Source organism: Enterobacter cloacae complex sp. P24RS (genome assembly GCF_014982165.1).
GTDB lineage: Bacteria > Pseudomonadota > Gammaproteobacteria > Enterobacterales > Enterobacteriaceae > Enterobacter > Enterobacter quasihormaechei.
The window spans coordinates 251472-270316 of sequence record NZ_JADCKU010000004.1 but is presented as its reverse complement, the minus strand read 5'-3'; the positions used below and the strand labels follow the sequence as shown (position 1 = coordinate 270316).

Sequence of the window (18845 nt, the reverse complement as noted above, 5' to 3'; positions counted from 1 at the left end):
CACTGACAGAGATATTTACCTTAAATTCGCCTTCAGGACCGATAAATCGCGCAAGCGAAGCGGTAAAAACATGATATAGCGCCATAAAAGAACAACTCATTAACATTAAATTAACTTGTAAAAGTCATATGCTTTATCAGTTTTGCTTGTCAAACGTCTGTTTTTTCCACATATCACTAAATGTTATCGAATCAGATCCTTTGGTGAGCACAGGCTGTGAAAAATGCCGCAGACAGCGACGGGTGTTAAATGCCATAATCGGGACCGTCTCAAATTAACAACAACACCAGTACATGGTTTGCGCAAGGCGAAGGATTATTTTTATGAAGCTTAAGAACACACTCCTGGCGTCCGCACTTCTTTCCGCGACCGCCCTGTCTGTGAATGCCGCGACAGAGTTAACGCCGGAGCAAGCGGCAGCGTTAAAACCTTTTGACCATACGGTCATTGTGGGTCGCTATAACTCCATTGGCGATGCCGTCGCCGCTGCATCAAAAGCCGCCGATAAAAACGGCGCTGCCTCGTTTTACGTTGTTGACCAGTCCGATCAGGGCAACAGCGGCAACCAGCGCGTGACCGTTGCGCTGTACAAAGAGAATGCCCCGAAAGCGGATGAACAGAAAAACCGCGTGATTAACGGCATTGTTGAACTGCCGAAAGATCAGGCCGTTCAGCTGGAACCGTATGATACCGTTACCGTTCAGGGCTTCTACCGCAGCCAGCCTGAAGTTAACGATGCCATCACCAAAGCCGCGAGAGAAAAAGGCGCTTACGCGTTCTACATCGTGCGTCAGGTAGATGCCAACCAGGGTGGAAACCAGCGCATCACCGCCTTCATCTATAAGCAAGATGCGAAAAAACGCGTGGTGCAAAGCCCGGATGCGATTCCAGCGGATTCAGACGCCGGTCGCGCCGCGTTAGCGAAAGGCGGTGAAGAAGCGAAGAAAGTGGAAATCCCGGGCGTAGCAACGTCTGCTGCACCAAGCGCTGAAGTGGGCCGTTTCTTTGAAACCCAATCCACGAAAGGCGGTCGTTATACCGTTACGTTGCCAGACGGCACGAAAATTGAAGAGCTGAACAAAGCCACCGCCGCGCAGATGGTGCCGTTCGACAGCATCAAGTTTACGGGCAACTACGGCAACATGACGGAAATCTCCTATCAGGTGGCGAAGCGTGCCGCGAAGAAAGGTGCGAAGTACTACCACATCACCCGCCAGTGGCAGGAACGCGGTAACAACCTGACCATCAGCGCCGATCTGTACAAGTAACAAAACGGTTTCATAAAGGCGGCACACTGCCGCCTTTTTTGTTACTTTTTTTCTGATTTCTGCCTCACGTCATTGCATGCATCCGTCACACTCCGTAAAATCCCGCGCCTTAGTGTGATCCACCATTTTTATGCGCCTTAGCGAAATAATTATTCTGGGTTTGGACCTTTCATAACAGGAAGCCAATGGAAAAGAAACTTGGCCTGAGTGCTTTAACTGCACTTGTATTGAGCTCAATGCTGGGCGCGGGCGTATTCAGTTTGCCGCAGAACATGGCGGCCGTTGCCAGCCCTGCCGCATTACTGATTGGCTGGGGCATTACCGGTGTCGGGATTTTGCTGCTGGCGTTCGCCATGCTGCTGCTGACCCGTATTCGCCCGGATCTGGACGGCGGAATATTCACTTACGCCCGTGAAGGTTTCGGCGAGCTGATTGGCTTCTGCTCCGCCTGGGGTTACTGGCTGTGTGCGGTGATCGCCAACGTCTCCTATCTGGTTATCGTCTTCTCGGCGCTCAGTTTCTTTACCGATACGCCCGAGCTGCGCCTGTTTGGTGACGGCAATACCTGGCAATCCATCGTCGGCGCCTCGGTGCTGCTGTGGATCGTTCACTGGCTGATTTTGCGCGGTGTTCAGACCGCGGCCAGCATCAACCTGGTGGCGACGCTGGCCAAGCTGGTGCCGCTTGGCCTGTTCGTCGTCCTCGCCTTCCTTGCCTTCCGTCTCGATGTGTTTACGCTCGATTTCAGCGGCATTGCGCTGGGCGTCCCCGTCTGGGAACAGGTAAAAAATACCATGCTGATCACCCTGTGGGTGTTCATCGGTGTTGAAGGGGCCGTCGTGGTCTCTGCCCGCGCGCGCAACAAGCGCGACGTGGGACGCGCCACGCTGCTGGCCGTCCTGGCGGCGCTGGGCGTTTATCTGCTGGTGACGCTGCTGTCGCTCGGCGTGGTGGTCCGCCCTGAACTGGCGGAAATGCGTAATCCGTCCATGGCCGGGCTGATGGTGAAAATGATGGGTCCCTGGGGTGACGTGATAATCGCGGCGGGTTTAATCGTCTCCGTCTGCGGCGCATACCTGAGCTGGACCATTATGGCCGCAGAAGTTCCGTTCCTGGCCGCCACGCATAAAGCGTTCCCGCGCCTCTTTGCCCGTCAGAACAAAAACAGCGCGCCATCGGCCTCGCTGTGGCTCACCAACATCAGCGTGCAGGTTTGTCTGGTGCTGATCTGGCTCACAGGTTCGGACTATAACACGCTGCTGACCATCGCCTCCGAGATGATTCTGGTACCCTATTTCTTAGTGGGTGCATATCTGTTAAAAATTGCGACCCGCCCGGCACACTATGCGGTCGGCGTCGGCGCCTGTATTTACGGTCTATGGTTGTTGTATGCTTCCGGCCCGATGCATCTGCTGCTGTCCGTGGTGCTTTACGCGCCGGGCCTGCTGGTGTTTATCTACGCTCGCCGTACGCATCAGCTTGATAACGCCCTTAAACGCCGCGAAATGGCGTTGATAGGTCTGCTGTTAGTCGCTGCCGTGCCGGCAACGTGGATGTTAATGGGATAGCGCCGCCTGTCCCATTGTTCAACTGAAAAGGAGATTACGATGGGACACTCGCAGCAACGCCCAATATTGATCACTGGCGCAGGCCGTCGCATCGGCCTCGCCCTCGCCCATCACTTTCTCAATCTTCGCCATCCGGTTATCGTCAGTTACCGAACGGAGTATCCCTCCATTGAAGGGCTTCGAAATGCCGGTGCAGTATGCATTCAGGCGGATTTCTCCACGGATGAAGGCATCCTTGCCTTTGCGGAAAACGTAAAATCCACCACCCACGGGCTGCGGGCGATTATTCATAACGCCAGCACCTGGATCCCTGAAAAAGCCGGACATTCGCTCAGCGAAACGCTTGCCTGCATGATGCAGATCCACGTTAATGCCCCTTATCTGCTCAACCATGCCCTACAGGATCTGCTGCGCGGACACGGCCATGCCGCAGGCGACATTATCCATTTCACCGATTACGTGGTGGAGCGAGGAAGCGATAAACACATCGCCTACGCGGCCAGCAAAGCCGCCCTGGATAATATGACCCGCTCGTTTGCGCGCAAGCTGGCGCCCGAGGTGAAGGTCAACGCGATTGCTCCGGCGATGATTTTGTTCAACGAGGGCGATGATGCCGAGTATCGCCAGCAGGCGCTCAACAAGTCGCTGATGAAAATCGCGCCCGGCGAGAAAGAAGTGATCGACCTGATCGATTATCTGCTGACCAGCTGCTACGTCACGGGCCGAACGTTTGCCGTGGACGGTGGTCGTCCGCTGCGCTAGTGAAAGCGGCTCCAGAAGAATATGAGCACCCAGGCGCTGAGGCTCCAGCAGACCACCGCCCCGCCCAGCGCCACGGGCAGACGCAGAAACCCGGTGAAGTACCACAGCGACAGCAGATAGATAAAATACGGGATGATTGACCACATCCCGAAGACGATCGTGGCGCGCAACGCCTCAATACCCCGCTCGGAGGCCACGATATAGTGTGCGATTAACGCAAAGGTCGGGAACAGCGGAATCAGCCCGGCAATGTAATAGTTCTTCGTTTTAGCCAGCACCCCAATCAATAACACCACCAGTGCACCCAGCGCGGCTTTTATTACCAGCCCCATGCTTTTCCCTTAACAATCAAATAACAATGTTACGCAGCATAACGGAACTCCGGCTAATTGAGAAAGATTAATGGAAGGTTAAGGTTGCGCGGTGTATGTTGACGTTTTTCGCGATAACAGACGTCGTATGAATAAGATTGTTTATGTTGAAGATGAACCCGAAGTGGGGCAATTGATCGCCGCTTATCTGGGTAAACATGATATGGACGTGGTTGTCGAGCCTCGTGGCGATCGCGCTGAGGACGTCGTCACCCGCGAAAATCCGGATCTGGTGCTGCTGGATATCATGCTGCCCGGAAAAGATGGCATGACGCTCTGCCGGGATCTGCGCGCGAAGTGGGACGGCCCGATCGTGCTGCTGACCTCGCTGGACAGCGATATGAATCATATTCTGTCGCTTGAGATGGGCGCTAATGACTACATCCTCAAAACCACGCCCCCGGCGGTCCTGCTTGCCCGCTTACGCCTGCATCTGCGCCAGCACGCCAGCGCCGAACGTGATGCGCCTGCGCCTTCTTTAACGCCGCATAAAGCGATGCGGTTCGGCACGCTTTCTATCGACCCGATTAACCGCCAGGTTACGCTTTCCGGTGAGCTGATTGCGCTCTCAACCGCAGATTTTGACCTGCTGTGGGAGCTGGCAACCCATGCCGGGCAAATTATGGACCGGGACGCGTTGCTGAAAAATTTGCGCGGCGTCAGTTACGACGGGATGGATCGCAGCGTTGACGTGGCGATTTCACGTCTGCGTAAGAAACTGCTGGATAGCGCTACTGAGCCCTACCGCATCAAAACCGTGCGCAACAAAGGCTACCTGTTTGCACCGCACGCCTGGGAAACCTGATGGTGCCCGGCGCATAAGACTTTTCTTGCTATTACAGCAAGATGTTGCATAATTGTACGTATGCACTTCTCCTTCTTCTTCAGGGCACATGCCAGCAGCAGCGACATAAACCAGGAACCGCTTCTGCCGCTTGCCCCAGTTCTTCTTAACCTTCAGAGCTTCTAAGCAGTGACACGCTTCTGACAGTGACGTTGCAAGCCGTACTTCTCCAAAAAAATCTTGATATGAGGATTTAAGCCCATGAAATATGTATAGCTACGATGATGTAGATAACATTAAAACCAACCTTGAATGGATTGTTCATCAAACCACAGCCAGCCAAATGCTGCCTACCCGGCACGACCAAAAAGCCCTCTTTAATCTTCTGGAACTGATCCAGACCTATGAAGCGCTCCTTGAACTGATCGACGAACACGGTATTTCCGTCATTGATGAGGGTATCGCGGAAGGCCTGTCGATTACCGAAAAGCTGATAGCAAAAGTGAAACGTCCGGGAGACGCCATTTAATTATTTTGCGCATTGCCATTACGATGTGTTTTTCCATGGTAATGGCAATGAAACGTTCGGACAATTCCTCACGATTACACCGAAATGTTAAATCTTTTTCTCGATCAAAATTTAACCGACACTCTCCTTCCGTGAGAAAAAATCATAAAAAAAACCCTCACCTCCGTGAGTATTATATCATTGAAATGAAAGGGAATAATCTATACCCAAATAAAATAACGATCAATATCAATAAGTTACGATATTGATTAACTTGAAATCTCGTGCTAAACAAAATTACAGACTTATCATCCTAACCTGAGGGAAGCATAATGGCATGGCGCGTTTTAAGTTCTGTGATCTGTCCTAATACAGGCATTGTTTACTCCTGCATTGTTGGCCTTAAACTGATCAGATTAATTATCTGGTACGAAAGCGATATATATTTAGTGCCGGGAGACAGAATTCACCCTACGAAAAACGGCGTGTTCATTAATGGAGAATTTAGCCAGATATCACTCTATAACGTGTCACCCTACCGGGAAGCACTATGGGAAGAGATAAAAAATAAAATGGCGTGCCCGTTTAATAAAGAAAGCGAAAAAAAAACCTGTTCCTATTCAGTGCATTGTAATGCGCGAAAATGCCCGCACGGCTTTACCACTAATCCGTTAATAATAGGATTACGGCGTAATCATTAATATCGCTAACGAATAACCTATGCCTGCAATGCTCTGATCCGATAAGAAACCTTAATGAGTTGGAGCCCTTTCTTGTGCACACCCCTTACGTTCCAGAAAGCCCGCGCCTGGTATTATGCGCTGCTCCGCCGTGATGACTGTTGTCAGCAGATGTAAACCCTGCTTTGATAGCGTTAATGATGGTGAACAGAAACGCTAGCGTTGCGTATCGGTGATATTTAATGAAAAAGCTGTTTGTACAGTTTTATCTTCTGCTGTTTGTCTGCTTCCTGGTAATGACGATGCTGGTCGGGTTGGTCTATAAATTCACCGCAGAGCGCGCGGGCAGACAATCCCTGGACGATCTGATGAAAAGCTCCCTCTACCTGATGCGCAGCGAGCTGCGTGAAATTCCCCCGCATGACTGGGCACGCACCTTAAAAGAGCTGGATCTGAATCTGTCGTTTGACCTGCGCATCGAGCCGATGAAGGATTTTGATTTAGCGCCGCCCGCGATGCAGCGCCTGCGCGACGGAGACATCGTGGCGCTGGACGAAAAATACACCTTTATTCAGCGTATTCCCCGCAGCCACTATGTCCTGGCCGTTGGGCCAGTACCCTACCTCTATTACCTGCACCAGATGCGCCTGCTGGATCTCGCCCTGCTGGGCTTTATTGCCATCTCGCTCGCTTTCCCTGTTTTCATCTGGATGCGTCCGCACTGGCAGGACATGCTGAAACTGGAATCCGCCGCGCAGCGTTTTGGGGAAGGTCATTTCACTGAACGCATTCACTTCGACAGCGGCTCCAGCTTTGACCGCCTCGGTATTGCCTTTAACCAGATGGCCGATAACATCAACGCCCTGATTGCCAGTAAGAAACAGCTGATCGACGGCATTGCGCATGAACTGCGCACGCCGCTGGTACGCCTGCGGTATCGTCTGGAGATGAGCGAAAACCTGACCGATGCGGAATCCCAGGCGCTCAATCGGGATATTGGCCAGTTAGAAGCGCTGATTGAAGAGCTGCTGACCTATGCCCGCCTCGATCGGCCTCAGACAGAGTTGCACCTGAGTACGCCGGATCTCCCTGTCTGGTTACAGACGCACATTAACGATGTGCAGAGCGTTAATCCTCAGCGAAAACTGCTGACGGCTATTACTCCCGGGGCGTACGGCGCGCTGGACATGCGCCTGATGGAGCGCCTGCTGGACAATCTGATGAACAACGCCATGCGCTACAGCGAAACGACGCTGCGCATAGGTTTAGATTTACAGGGGAGCCAGGCGATTCTGCATGTGGAAGACGATGGTCCCGGCATTGAGCCAGCCGAGCGTGAAAAGGTGTTCGAGCCGTTTGTGCGCCTCGACCCCAGCCGCGACCGCGCTACCGGCGGCTGTGGTCTGGGGCTGGCGATTGTCCGATCCATTGCCCAGGCGATGGGCGGCACGGTTCGCTGTGAAGCGAGCGAGCTGGGAGGGGCCCGTTTCGTCTTTAGCTGGCCGATCTATCACAACATTCCCCTTCCCGTACCTGCCTGACCTAAACCGCACGCTGGCCTGACCCGGCGTGTTGTGCTATACCTCTAGTATGTTGTAACTAATTAGGGGCGATCATGGCGACTTACGATCTCATCGAAAGGCTGAACACTACGTTTCGGGAAATAGAGCAGGCGTTATTGTCCCTGACGGGGCAACTACAGGGCTGCCGCCTGCTGGCCGCCCGTGTCTTTTCCCTGCCCGACGTGGCGAAAGGCGCGGAACACGATCCGCTGAACACCATTGAGGTGACGCAGCATATTGGTAAGGCGGCCCTGGAGCTGACGTTGCAGCACTATCGCCGCCTCTTCATCCAGCAGCAGTCCGAAAATCGCAGCAGTAAGGCCGCCGTTCGCCTGCCCGGCGTCATCTGTCTGCAAACGGATACCGCAACGCGTGAAGAGATTGAGGCGCAGATTACGCATATTAATGCGCTGAAAGCCGCCTTCGAGAAGATCGTGACCGTTGAGTCCGGGCTGGCGCCCGCTGCCCGCTTTGAATGGGTGCATCGCCAGCTTCCGGGGCTGATCACCCTGAACGCTTACCGCTCGCTGACGGTACTGCGCCACCCCGCCACGCTGCGCTTCGGCTGGGCCAACAAGCACATCATTAAAAACTTCACGCGCGATGAGATCCTGGCGCAGCTGGAGAAAAGCCTGAAATCGCCGCGGACGGTCGCCCCGTGGTCGCGGGAACAGTGGATTGAACGGCTGGAGGAGGAGTACCACAGCATTGCCTCCCTGCCGGCTGATACGCGTCTTAAGATAAAGCGTCCGGTGAAGGTGCAGCCTATCGCCCGCGTCTGGTATGCCGGGCAGCAAAAGCAGGTGCAGTATGCCTGCCCAACGCCGCTGATTGCGCTCTACGATGCGGATCGGGGTGCGGTAGTGCCGGATATTGGGGAACTGCTGAACTACGATGCCGAAAATGTTCAGCATCGCTATAAACCCCAGGCGCAGCCGCTACAGCTGATTATTCCGCGGCTGCACCTGTATGTGGCGCAGTGATTACTTAAGGCTGCCCACCATCGCTTCCGGGCGGACCCAGGCATCAAACTCGGCGTCCGTCAGGTAGCCCAGCGCCAGCGCAGAGGCTTTCAGGGTAAGCCCCTCTTTGTGCGCTTTTTTCGCGATTTCGGCCGCTTTGTCATAGCCGATATGGGTGTTCAACGCCGTAACCAGCATCAGGGACTCATTCAGCAGCTGGCTGATTCGCTCGCGATTTGGCTCAATGCCCACCGCGCAGTGCTCGTTAAAGCTCTCCATGCCGTCGGCCAGCAGACGAATCGATTGCAGTACGTTGTGGATCACCATCGGGCGATAGACGTTAAGCTCGAAGTTACCCGACGCGCCGCCCATGTTCACCGCCACGTCATTACCCATCACCTGGCAGCACAGCATGGTCATGGCTTCGCACTGAGTTGGGTTCACTTTACCCGGCATAATGGAGCTGCCCGGCTCGTTTTCCGGAATGCTGATCTCGCCGATGCCGCAGCGCGGGCCGGAGGCCAGCCAGCGGACGTCGTTGGCGATTTTCATCAGCGAGGCTGCCAGCCCTTTCAGCGCGCCATGCGTGTGAACCAGCGCATCGCAGGTCGCCAGCGCTTCGAACTTATTCGGGGCGGTTACAAACGCCTGCCCGGTGATCTTCGCCAGCTCGTCGGCCACGCGCACCGCATACTCGGGATGGGTATTTAACCCGGTGCCAACCGCCGTTCCGCCAAGCGCCAGCTCCGCCAGGTGCGGCAGGCTGTGTTCGATATGCTTAAGGTTGTGCTCCAGCATCGCCACCCAGCCGGAGATTTCCTGGCCGAGCGTCAGCGGCGTGGCGTCCTGAAGATGCGTACGACCAATTTTAACGATGTCGCGGAAAGCCTGCGCTTTCTCGTTAAGCGTCGATTTGAGCACGTTGAGCTGCGGAATAAGCTGCTCGCGGACAGCGATGACAGCCGCCACGTGCATGGCCGTCGGGAACACGTCGTTGGAACTCTGGCTTTTGTTCACGTCATCGTTCGGGTGAACCTTACGCTCCATGCCGCGCGCGCCGCCAAGCAGCTCGCTCGCGCGGTTCGCCAGCACCTCGTTCATGTTCATGTTGCTCTGGGTACCTGAACCGGTCTGCCAGATGGCGAGGGGGAATTCGTCGGGATGCTTGCCCGCCAGCACTTCGTCGGCGGCATTAATGATGGCGCTGGCCTTATCGGCATCCAGCAGGCCCAAATCCTGGTTTACTTTGGCGGCTGCGCGTTTGGTCAACGCCAGCGCCTGGATGAGCGAGACGGGCATTTTTTCTGTCGAAATGCGGAAATGCTCCAGCGAACGCTGGGTTTGCGCGCCCCATAGCTTGTCGGCCGGGACATCGATGGCGCCCATAGAGTCTTTCTCGCGGCGATGCATTGTCATTACTTACTCCTTGATAACAAAGATGGGATTGCTCACATGCTTAAGAGATAAGTATTGATGACTTCTGAGAAACGTTATGGCGCTTTGTGCGCTCTTTTTGACGTCGGATGGCGCTGACGCTTACCCGACCTACGAGAGTGTAAGCCGGGTAAGCGCCACCCGGCAATTTACAGAATTACTTCACACACGCCGAACACTGAGACGACTGGATCTGTTTGAAGAAGTCGTTACCTTTGTCATCCACGAGGATGAACGCCGGGAAGTCTTCCACCTCAATTTTCCAGATCGCTTCCATACCCAGCTCCGGGTACTCCACGCATTCCAGGCTCTTGATACTGCCCTGCGCCAGCACCGCTGCCGGGCCGCCGATGCTGCCGAGATAGAAGCCGCCGTGCTTGTGGCACGCGTCCGTCACCTGCTGGCTGCGGTTGCCTTTCGCCAGCATGATCATGCTGCCCCCGTTGGCCTGCAACTGGTCAACGTAAGAGTCCATACGGCCCGCCGTGGTGGGGCCTAACGAACCGGAAGCATACCCCTCAGGCGTTTTTGCCGGGCCTGCGTAGTAGATCGGGTGATCTTTAATGTACTGCGGCAGCCCTTCGCCGTTGTCCAGGCGCTCTTTCAGCTTCGCATGGGCGATGTCGCGGCCCACGATAATTGTTCCGTTCAGGGAAAGGCGCGTTGAAACCGGATACTGTGAAAGCTGGGCCAGGATCTCCTTCATTGGGCGGTTCAGGTCAACGCGTACCGCTTCGCCCTCACCCGCTTTACGCAGCGCTTCCGGGATATATTTACCCGGGTTGTTCTCCAGCTTTTCGATCCAGATGCCGTCGCGGTTGATCTTGGCCTTGATGTTACGATCCGCAGAGCACGACACGCCCATGCCCACCGGGCAGGATGCGCCGTGACGCGGGAGTCGGATCACGCGAATGTCATGCGCGAAGTATTTCCCGCCAAACTGCGCGCCCAGCCCCAGATTCTGCGCTTCGGTCAGCAGTTCCTGCTCAAGCTGCACGTCGCGGAACGCCTGGCCATGCTCGTTACCTTCGGTTGGCAGACCATCGTAGTATTTGGTGGAAGCCAGCTTGACGGTTTTCAGGGTGCTTTCAGCGGACGTACCGCCAATCACAAACGCGATATGGTACGGTGGACAGGCCGCGGTGCCGAGGGTGCGCATCTTCTCGACCAGATAGTTCTTCAGCTTGCCCGGAGTCAGCAGCGCTTTGGTTTCCTGGTAAAGATAGGTTTTGTTGGCTGAACCGCCGCCTTTGGCGATGCAGAGGAATTTATATTCGTCACCGTCGACGCTGTAGAGGTCAATCTGCGCCGGCAGGTTAGTGCCGGTGTTCACCTCTTTGTACATATCCAGCGCCGCGTTTTGCGAGTAGCGCAGGTTATCTTCGGTGTAGGTGTTGTAGACGCCGTGCGCCAGCGCCGCTTCGTCACCGCCGCCGGTCCAGACGCGCTGGCCTTTTTTACCGGTGATAATGGCCGTGCCGGTGTCCTGGCAGGTCGGCAGAATGCCTTTCGCCGCGATATCCGAGTTACGCAGGAATTGCAGCGCGACGTATTTGTCGTTCTCGCTGGCTTCCGGGTCGCTCAGGATATCGGCAACCTGCTGCTGATGCGCCGGACGAAGCATAAAGGAAGCATCGTGGAAGGCCTGCTGCGCCAGCAGCGTAAGCGCCTGTGGGTCAACTTTGAGGATCTCCTGCCCTTCAAACTCAGAGACAGAAACGTAATCGCGGGTTAACAGGTAATACTCGGTCCGATCCTGACTGAGGGGGAAAGGATCCTGATAATGGAAGGGTTTATTCGACATTGTTCTCTCACTTACTGCGTCGGTCTGTTTATTCAGGGCAGATGTTCCGCTGCCCGGCTTAAAAGCGAGTCAGCTTATCCTACACAATTTTTTAACAAAAACTGAGACTAGTACGACTTTTTACATCCGCAGGTTACTTCCATCCGGTTTATTGCTTTAATACCCGGAGTTAATTCCACATTTGAATCAGGGCTTGATAATGCAAAAACTCATCAACTCAGTGCAAAACTACGCCTGGGGAAGTAAAACTGCGTTAACGGAACTCTACGGTATCGCCAACCCGGACAATCTGCCGATGGCAGAGCTGTGGATGGGCGCGCACCCGAAGAGCAGCTCAAAAATAGAAGATGCCAGCGGCCAGGTTCGCAGCCTGCGTGACGTCATCGACGCCGACAAGGCCGCGCTGCTCGGCGAAAAAGTGGCGAATCGTTTTGGTGAATTGCCGTTTCTGTTCAAGGTACTGTGCGCCGATCAGCCGCTCTCCATTCAGGTTCATCCAAACAAAAAAGCATCTGAAATCGGGTTTGCTAAAGAAAATGCCGCAGGTATTCCCTTAGACGCGGCAGAACGTAACTACAAAGATCCTAACCACAAGCCGGAACTGGTGTTCGCCCTTACCCCTTTCCTGGCGATGAATGCCTTCCGTGAGTTTTCCGAGATTATTTCTCTGCTGCAACCGGTCGCCGGAGCGCATAAGGCTATCGCTCACTTCCTGGAGAACCCAACCGCGGAAGCCCTGAGCGCGCTGTTTGCCAGCCTGCTGAATATGCAGGGCGAGGAAAAATCCCACGCGCTGGCGGTGCTGAAAGCCGCGCTGAACGGCCAGCAAGGTGAGCCATGGGAGACCATTCGCGTGATTTCGGCGTTTTACCCGGACGACAGTGGCCTCTTCTCTCCGCTGCTGCTGAACGTGGTGAAGCTCAATCCGGGCGAAGCGATGTTCCTGTTCGCTGAAACCCCGCACGCCTACCTGAACGGCGTGGCGCTGGAGGTGATGGCTAACTCCGATAACGTGCTACGCGCGGGCCTGACGCCTAAATACATCGATATCCCTGAGCTGGTTGCCAACGTGAAGTTCGAGGCGAAACCTGCTGCGGAGCTGCTTACTCAGCCGGTGAAAAACGGCGCAGAGCTGGACTTCCCGATCCCGGTTGACGATTTTGCCTTCTCCCTGCACGACCTTAGTGCAGACGAAACCGCCATTGCGCAGGAGAGCGCGGCGATCCTGTTCTGCGTGGAAGGTGAAGCGACCTTGCATAACGGTAGCGAGCGTCTGGTGCTCAAGCCGGGGGAATCCGCTTTTGTTCCGGCAAACGAGTCGCCTGTCTTGGTAAGCGGCACTGGCCGTCTGGCGCGCGTTTTTAATAAGCTTTAGGGACTTACTGAATTTTTTAACAACTCTTGCTAAGCTAGTAACAGGCGTTGTAACACCAGGCGGTTTTGACCGCCTGGTTTCATTTTAGGGATAATCGCAATGAAAAAATCGGTCGTAGCGGTAGGAGTGATTGTTGCTTTAGGCGTGATCTGGACGGGTGCTTCCTGGTATACCGGGAAACAGCTGGAAAGCCGTCTGGCAGAGATGATGGCGCAGGCAAACAGCGAGATTAAGCGCAGCGCGCCTGAAGCAGGCCTGGAGCTGAGCTACCAGAATTACCAGCGCGGCTTATTTACCAGCCATATGCAGGTGGTGGTGAAGCCGGTTGCGGGTAATCAGAACGCCTGGCTGAAACCGGGCCAGAGCGTGGTGCTGGATGAGGTGGTCAGCCACGGTCCGTTCCCGCTGGCGCAGTTGAAGAAATTTAACCTGATCCCCTCCATGGCATCAGCCAGAACCGTACTGGTCAATAATGAGGTGACGAAGCCGCTGTTCGATATGGCGAAAAATACGTCGCCGTTTGAGATCAATACCCGCATCAGCTATGCCGGCGATACGCATTCCGACATCGACCTGAAAGCGCTGAATTACGAACAAGGCACCGATAAAGTCGCCTTCAGCGGCGGTAATTTCAAGCTTGACGCCGATCGTGACGGCAAGAATGTCTCCCTGACAGGCGATGCTGAAAGCGGCCTGGTGAATTCAGTTAATGAATATAACCAGAAGGTTCAGCTCACCTTTAACAACCTGAAGGCCAGCGGCAACAGCCGCATGACCGATTTTGACGAGCGTATTGGCGACCAGAAGCTGAGCCTCGATAAGATCGCCATTGCGATTGAAGGCAAGGAGATGGCGGTGCTGGAAGGCATGGATCTGGACGGCAAGTCGGACGTGTCCAAAGACGGCAAAAGCATCAACACCCAGCTGGATTACAGCCTGAAAAGCCTGAAGGTTCAGAATCAGGACCTGGGTACCGGCAAGCTGTCACTGAAAATCGGCAACATTGACGGCCAGGCATGGCACGCATTTAGCCAGAAATACAGCAAAGAGAGCCAGGCTCTGCTGACCGATGCCGCCCTGCAACAGAATCCGCAGGCGTACCAGCAGCAGGCGATGGCGGTGCTGTTTAATAACCTGCCGATCCTGCTGAAAGGCGAGCCGGTAATTACCGTTGCGCCACTGAGCTGGAAAAACGACAAGGGCGAAACCAACTTCAACCTGTCGCTGTTCCTGAAGGATCCGGCAGCCGCTACCGGCGAGCCGCAGACCCTGGCGCAGGAAGTTGACCGCAGCGTGAAGTCGCTCGACAGCAAGCTGACTATCCCGATGGATATGGCGACCGAGTTCATGACGCAGATTGCGAAGCTTGAAGGTTATGGTGAAGAGGATGCAGGCAAACTGGCGAACCAGCAGGTGAAAGGCCTGGCGGCGATGGGCCAGATGTTCCGCATCACGAAAGTGGAAGACAACACCATTTCCACCAGCCTGCAATATGCTAATGGTCAGGTAACGCTCAACGGCGACAAAATGCCGCTGGAAGATTTTGTCGGCATGTTTGGTATGCCGACGCTGGGCATTCCGGCACAGGCTGAACCGGCAGCGCCGCCGGCAGTACCGCAGCAGTAATCGACAAAACCCCTCGCACGAGGGGTTTTTTATTGCCGGGTGGCGGCTGCGCCTTACCCGGCCTACGATTCTGGGCCTGCGTCACTTCACTGTCACTAACCGCGCCGCCACAATCTGATGCCCAGCCTGGACGTCCGCCTTCTCGATCCGCTGCATGATCCTGTCCGCCAGGGTGTACCCCATTTCCCGAGCCGGCGTCGTCGCCCAGACGATGGGGAGATCGTCCAGCGCATTTTCACCCACATCGGCAAACGCCCCCAGCGCCACCTGGTGACCGAAGAAGGTTTCTACCCCGCCCTCACCGCTCTGGCGTCCGGCGCGGATCAAGCCGAACCACGCCCCCATCGCAATCACATCGTTATAGCAAATCACCGCGCTGATTGTCGGGCTGGTGCGGAGCAACGTGCCGATGGCTTCTGCGGCTTTCTTCTGGCTGGATTCGCACTCCACCACCCATTCGCTGTGAAACGGTAGGCCGTATTTGATGAGCGTGGAGCAGTAACCGCCCACCCGCTCGGCACGCGTGAGAGACGAGCTTTTACCACCGAGCCAGGCGATACGCTGATGGCCGCGATGAATAAGATGTTTGGTCAGCATTTGCGCGGCCTGCATGTTATCCGGGCGAAGAGTATCGGCTTCGTCGAGATAGCTGGCGCGCGACGCAAACACCAGCGGTACGCCTTTCTGCGCGGCGCGCTCACAGAGTTCGCTGCCCACGCCGGACGCACCGGCCACTATAACCCCATCCACCCCTTGCGTCAGCAGCATATCCAGCCTGGAGAGCAGTTGCTCCGGTTCCCGCCCACCGTGGAGCAGAAACACCATTCGCCCCTGCGCTTCAAGCGCCTCGGTAAGCCCTGCGGTCAGTTCTGCATAAAACGGCGACGTGAGGTCGCGAACGATCAGCCCTATCACCCCGCTTTGCCCGCCGCGCAGCGCCGATGCCTGGCGATTTCGCACAAAGCCCAGCTGCTCAACGGCCTCGTTGACGCGCTGACCCGTTGCAGGAGAGATGCGCCCCTTTCCGCTCAGTACCAGCGAAACGGTGCTGACGGAAACCCCCGCCGCCAGCGCGACATCGTTGATGGTGATCTTTTTCGCTACAGCCATGTGGTGGCGTGACTCCCTGATAATGAGAACGCTAAAACGTTTTATCAATACGTTATCTTTATACTACCAGTAAAAGCCTGAGAATGTGATTTAGCGCGCACTAAAGTTTGATAAAACGTTTTATCTTCTCGCTGCATCGAGGCCGTTAAATCTCTTTCTACCATTTAAGGAGTCGTTTTATGACGACGAAAGCAGCACAAAAAATATCGCTGTGGGAGTTTTTCCAGCAACTGGGTAAGACCTTTATGCTGCCCGTGGCACTTCTCTCCTTTTGCGGGATCATGCTGGGGATCGGCAGTTCGTTAAGCAGCCACGATGTCATTACCCTGATCCCTTTCCTGGGAAATCCGGTACTTCAGGCGATCTTCATCTGGATGAGCAAGGTCGGATCGTTTGCCTTCAGTTTCTTGCCGGTGATGTTCTGTATCGCCATCCCTCTGGGCCTGGCGCGCGAAAATAAAGGCGTGGCGGCCTTTGCGGGCTTCGTGGGCTATGCGGTCATGAACCTTGCGGTTAACTTTTGGCTGACCGCGAAAGGCATACTGCCGACGACCGACGCGGCCGTACTGAAAGCCAATAACATTCAGAGCGTGATCGGCATTCAGTCCATCGACACCGGGATCTTGGGAGCCGTGATCGCCGGGGTGATCATCTGGATGCTGCACGAGCGCTTCCATAACATCCGCCTGCCCGATGCGCTGGCCTTCTTCGGCGGCACCCGCTTTGTGCCAATTATCACGCTGGTTGTGATGGGGCTGTTTGGCCTGATCATCCCCCTGATTTGGCCCGTTTTTGCGATGGGGATCGCCGGTATTGGCCGCATTATCAACGGCGCGGGTGATTTCGGACCGATGATTTTCGGCACGGGCGAACGTCTGCTGCTGCCGTTCGGCCTACAGCACATTCTGGTTGCCCTGATCCGCTTTACCGAAGCGGGCGGCACCATGGACGTCTGCGGCCACTCCGTGAGCGGTGCGCTGACCATCTTCCAGGCGCAGCTGAGCTGCCCGACCACGCACGGCTTCTCTGAAAGCGCGACCCGTTTCCTGTCACAGGGTAAAATGCCTGCCTTCCTCGGCGGTCTGCCCGGCGCGGCGCTGGCGATGTACCACTGCGCCCGTCCAGAAAACCGTCATAAAATTAAAGGCCTGCTGATTTCCGGCGTGATCGCCTGCGTCGTAGGCGGCACTACCGAGCCTATCGAGTTCCTGTTCCTGTTCGTTGCCCCGGTGCTGTACCTCATTCACGCCGTGCTGACCGGCCTGGGCTTCACCGTGATGGCGGTGCTGGGCGTCACCATCGGAAATACCGACGGCAACGTGATCGACTTCGTGGTGTTCGGTATCCTGCACGGCCTGTCCACCAAGTGGTATCTGGTGCCGGTAGTGGCGGCCATCTGGTTTGCGGTGTACTACGGGATCTTCCGCTTCGCCATCACCCGCTTTAACCTGAAAACGCCAGGCCGCGATGCCGATACGGCCACCAGCGTTGAACAGGCGGTAGCCGGAACCGTGGGTAAATCCGGCTATAACACGCCGGCTATTCTGGCGGCGCTGGGCGGTGCGGATAACATCACCTCTCTGGATAACTGCATCACCCGCCTGCGCCTGTCGGTGGCAGACATGTCGAAAGTGGACACCAACGCCCTTAAAGCTAACCGGGCTATCGGCGTGGTACAGTTAAATCAACACAATTTGCAGGTCGTCATTGGCCCGCAGGTTCAGTCAGTGAAGGATGAGCTGGCAACCCTGATGCGAACCGTCGAAGCCTGATGCCTCGCCCCCCTCGTCATGAGGGGGTTTTACTTTACGGAGCACCGTCATGTTTGATTTTTCTACCGTCGTGGATCGACACGGCACCTGGTGTACCCAGTGGGATTATGTCGCCGACCGTTTTGGCGCTGCCGACCTGCTGCCCTTCACCATCTCTGATATGGATTTTGCCACCGCCCCCTGCATTACCGAAGCGCTGCACCAGCGAATTAACCACGGGGTGTTTGGCTACAGTCGCTGGAAAAATGACGACTTCCTGGCCGCCGTGGCGCACTGGTTCCGGCAACGCTTTAACAGTCAGATTGATAGCGAAACCGTGGTGTATGGACCGTCGGTCATTTATATGGTCTCTGAGCTGATCCGCATCTGGTCCTCGCCTGGCGACGGCGTGGTGGTTCATACTCCGGCTTATGATGCGTTTTACAAAGCGGTCGACGGCAACCAGCGTAACGTTGTTTCCGTGCCGATGCAGAAAACGGCGCATGGCTGGGACGGCAATATGGCCGCGCTGGAAGCGGCGCTGGCAAAACCGGAAAACACGATTTTGCTGCTGTGTAGCCCGCAAAACCCGACCGGCAAAGTGTGGACGCGGGACGAGCTGGCCACAATGGCGGCGCTTTGCAGACGATACGATGTGGCGGTAATCAGCGACGAAATTCATATGGATATGGTATGGGGAACGCATCGCCATACGCCCTGGAATGAGGTGGCGAGTGGCAAATGGGCGCTGCTGACCTCGGGATCCAAGAGCTTCAACATTCCGGCGCTGACGGGCGCCTACGGGCTCATCGCCGATAACGACAGCCGTAACGCCTATCTGAATGCATTAAAAGGCCGGGACGGGCTCTCTTCCCCTTCCGTGCTGGCACTGACCGCACACATTGCGGCTTATCGGCAGGGCGAACCCTGGCTGGATGCGCTGCGGGCATATCTTGCAGAAAATCTGCGCTATATTGCTGACGAACTGAATACCGCCTTTCCGGCACTCAGCTGGCAACCGCCTGAGGCTACCTATCTCGCCTGGATCGACCTCAGCCCGCTCGGTATTGACGACAATACGCTGCAAAAGGTGCTGATTGAGCAGCAAAAAGTGGCCATCATGCCGGGATATACCTATGGAGCAGAAGGAAAAGGCTACGTTCGTCTGAATGCGGGTTGCCCCCGTAGTAAGCTTGAACAGGGCGTTCAGCGCCTCATCGCGGGCATCAACACGCTGCTGTAAATTATTTGCGCAACGGAATATTCCCTTGCGCAAATAG

At 55.5% G+C, this 18845-nt stretch carries 16 protein-coding genes; 12 read left to right on the top strand and 4 right to left on the bottom strand.

The features are described 5' to 3' along the window. Nucleotides 1-323 precede the first annotated feature (323 nt). The 3 genes from ydgH to folM all read left to right on the top strand — a co-directional run bounded on the left by ydgH (nt 324) and on the right by folM (nt 3598). Nucleotides 324-1268 (top strand): DUF1471 family protein YdgH, encoded by a 945-nt coding sequence (ydgH, locus tag INF58_RS05875; protein WP_193527216.1) that lies wholly within the window; start codon nt 324-326, stop codon nt 1266-1268. A gap of 185 nt (nt 1269-1453) precedes the next feature. Then, complete coding sequence (locus tag INF58_RS05870) at nt 1454-2836, top strand: amino acid permease (protein ID WP_193527215.1); 1383 nt, start codon at nt 1454-1456, stop codon at nt 2834-2836. Between the two features lie 39 nt (nt 2837-2875). Further along, the gene (gene folM, locus INF58_RS05865; RefSeq protein WP_193527214.1) at nt 2876-3598 is read left to right on the top strand and encodes a dihydromonapterin reductase; all 723 of its coding nucleotides are present in this window, start codon (nt 2876-2878) and stop codon (nt 3596-3598) included. On the opposite strand, the gene INF58_RS05860 is transcribed toward folM, so the two are convergent. Further along, nucleotides 3595-3930: a GlpM family protein gene (locus INF58_RS05860; protein WP_063451511.1), complete on the bottom strand. Its 336-nt coding sequence runs from the start codon at nt 3928-3930 to the stop codon at nt 3595-3597. The two genes, folM and INF58_RS05860, sit on opposite strands and share 4 nt — an antisense overlap. A gap of 127 nt (nt 3931-4057) precedes the next feature. Between INF58_RS05860 and rstA the strand changes: the two genes are divergently transcribed. The 5 genes from rstA to tus all read left to right on the top strand — a co-directional run bounded on the left by rstA (nt 4058) and on the right by tus (nt 8486). Next, a complete protein-coding gene (rstA, locus tag INF58_RS05855; protein WP_193527213.1) occupies nt 4058-4774 on the top strand; it encodes a two-component system response regulator RstA in 717 nt (238 codons plus the stop codon). Nucleotides 4775-5021: 247 nt separating this feature from the next. Then, nucleotides 5022-5282 carry a hypothetical protein gene (locus INF58_RS05850; RefSeq protein WP_193032538.1) on the top strand — a complete coding sequence of 87 codons (261 nt, stop codon included), beginning with the start codon at nt 5022-5024 and terminating at the stop codon, nt 5280-5282. A gap of 311 nt (nt 5283-5593) precedes the next feature. Further along, nucleotides 5594-5962 carry an anti-adapter protein IraM gene (iraM, locus tag INF58_RS05845; RefSeq protein ID WP_074177744.1) on the top strand — a complete coding sequence of 123 codons (369 nt, stop codon included), beginning with the start codon at nt 5594-5596 and terminating at the stop codon, nt 5960-5962. Nucleotides 5963-6183: 221 nt separating this feature from the next. Then, complete coding sequence (rstB, locus tag INF58_RS05840) at nt 6184-7482, top strand: two-component system sensor histidine kinase RstB (protein ID WP_193527212.1); 1299 nt, start codon at nt 6184-6186, stop codon at nt 7480-7482. 74 nt (nt 7483-7556) lie between these two features. Further along, complete coding sequence (gene tus, locus INF58_RS05835) at nt 7557-8486, top strand: DNA replication terminus site-binding protein (protein WP_193527211.1); 930 nt, start codon at nt 7557-7559, stop codon at nt 8484-8486. Here the strand turns inward: tus and fumC are convergent, their stop codons facing one another. Then, nucleotides 8487-9881 (bottom strand): class II fumarate hydratase, encoded by a 1395-nt coding sequence (fumC, locus tag INF58_RS05830; protein ID WP_112792995.1) that lies wholly within the window; start codon nt 9879-9881, stop codon nt 8487-8489. It abuts the gene before it with no gap. 175 nt (nt 9882-10056) lie between these two features. Then, nucleotides 10057-11703, bottom strand: a complete 1647-nt coding sequence (gene fumA, locus INF58_RS05825) for a class I fumarate hydratase FumA (RefSeq protein ID WP_063448897.1) — start codon at nt 11701-11703, stop codon at nt 10057-10059. 199 nt (nt 11704-11902) lie between these two features. Between fumA and manA the strand changes: the two genes are divergently transcribed. Together manA and INF58_RS05815 are read left to right on the top strand one after the other, a co-directional pair. Beyond that, entirely contained in the window at nt 11903-13078 is a 1176-nt protein-coding gene (manA, locus tag INF58_RS05820) for a mannose-6-phosphate isomerase (RefSeq protein ID WP_193035732.1), read from the top strand. A 99-nt stretch (nt 13079-13177) separates the two neighbouring features. Beyond that, complete coding sequence (locus INF58_RS05815) at nt 13178-14704, top strand: YdgA family protein (protein ID WP_193527210.1); 1527 nt, start codon at nt 13178-13180, stop codon at nt 14702-14704. Between the two features lie 81 nt (nt 14705-14785). On the opposite strand, the gene INF58_RS05810 is transcribed toward INF58_RS05815, so the two are convergent. After that, nucleotides 14786-15814, bottom strand: a complete 1029-nt coding sequence (locus INF58_RS05810) for a Mal regulon transcriptional regulator MalI (RefSeq protein WP_193527209.1) — start codon at nt 15812-15814, stop codon at nt 14786-14788. 179 nt (nt 15815-15993) lie between these two features. Between INF58_RS05810 and malX the strand changes: the two genes are divergently transcribed. Beyond that, a complete protein-coding gene (malX, locus tag INF58_RS05805) occupies nt 15994-17586 on the top strand; it encodes a maltose/glucose-specific PTS transporter subunit IIBC (RefSeq protein WP_063866957.1) in 1593 nt (530 codons plus the stop codon). 49 nt (nt 17587-17635) lie between these two features. Then, on the top strand, nt 17636-18808 hold the full coding sequence (locus tag INF58_RS05800; RefSeq protein ID WP_193527208.1) for a MalY/PatB family protein: 1173 nt from the start codon (nt 17636-17638) through the stop codon (nt 18806-18808). Nucleotides 18809-18845 lie beyond the last annotated feature (37 nt).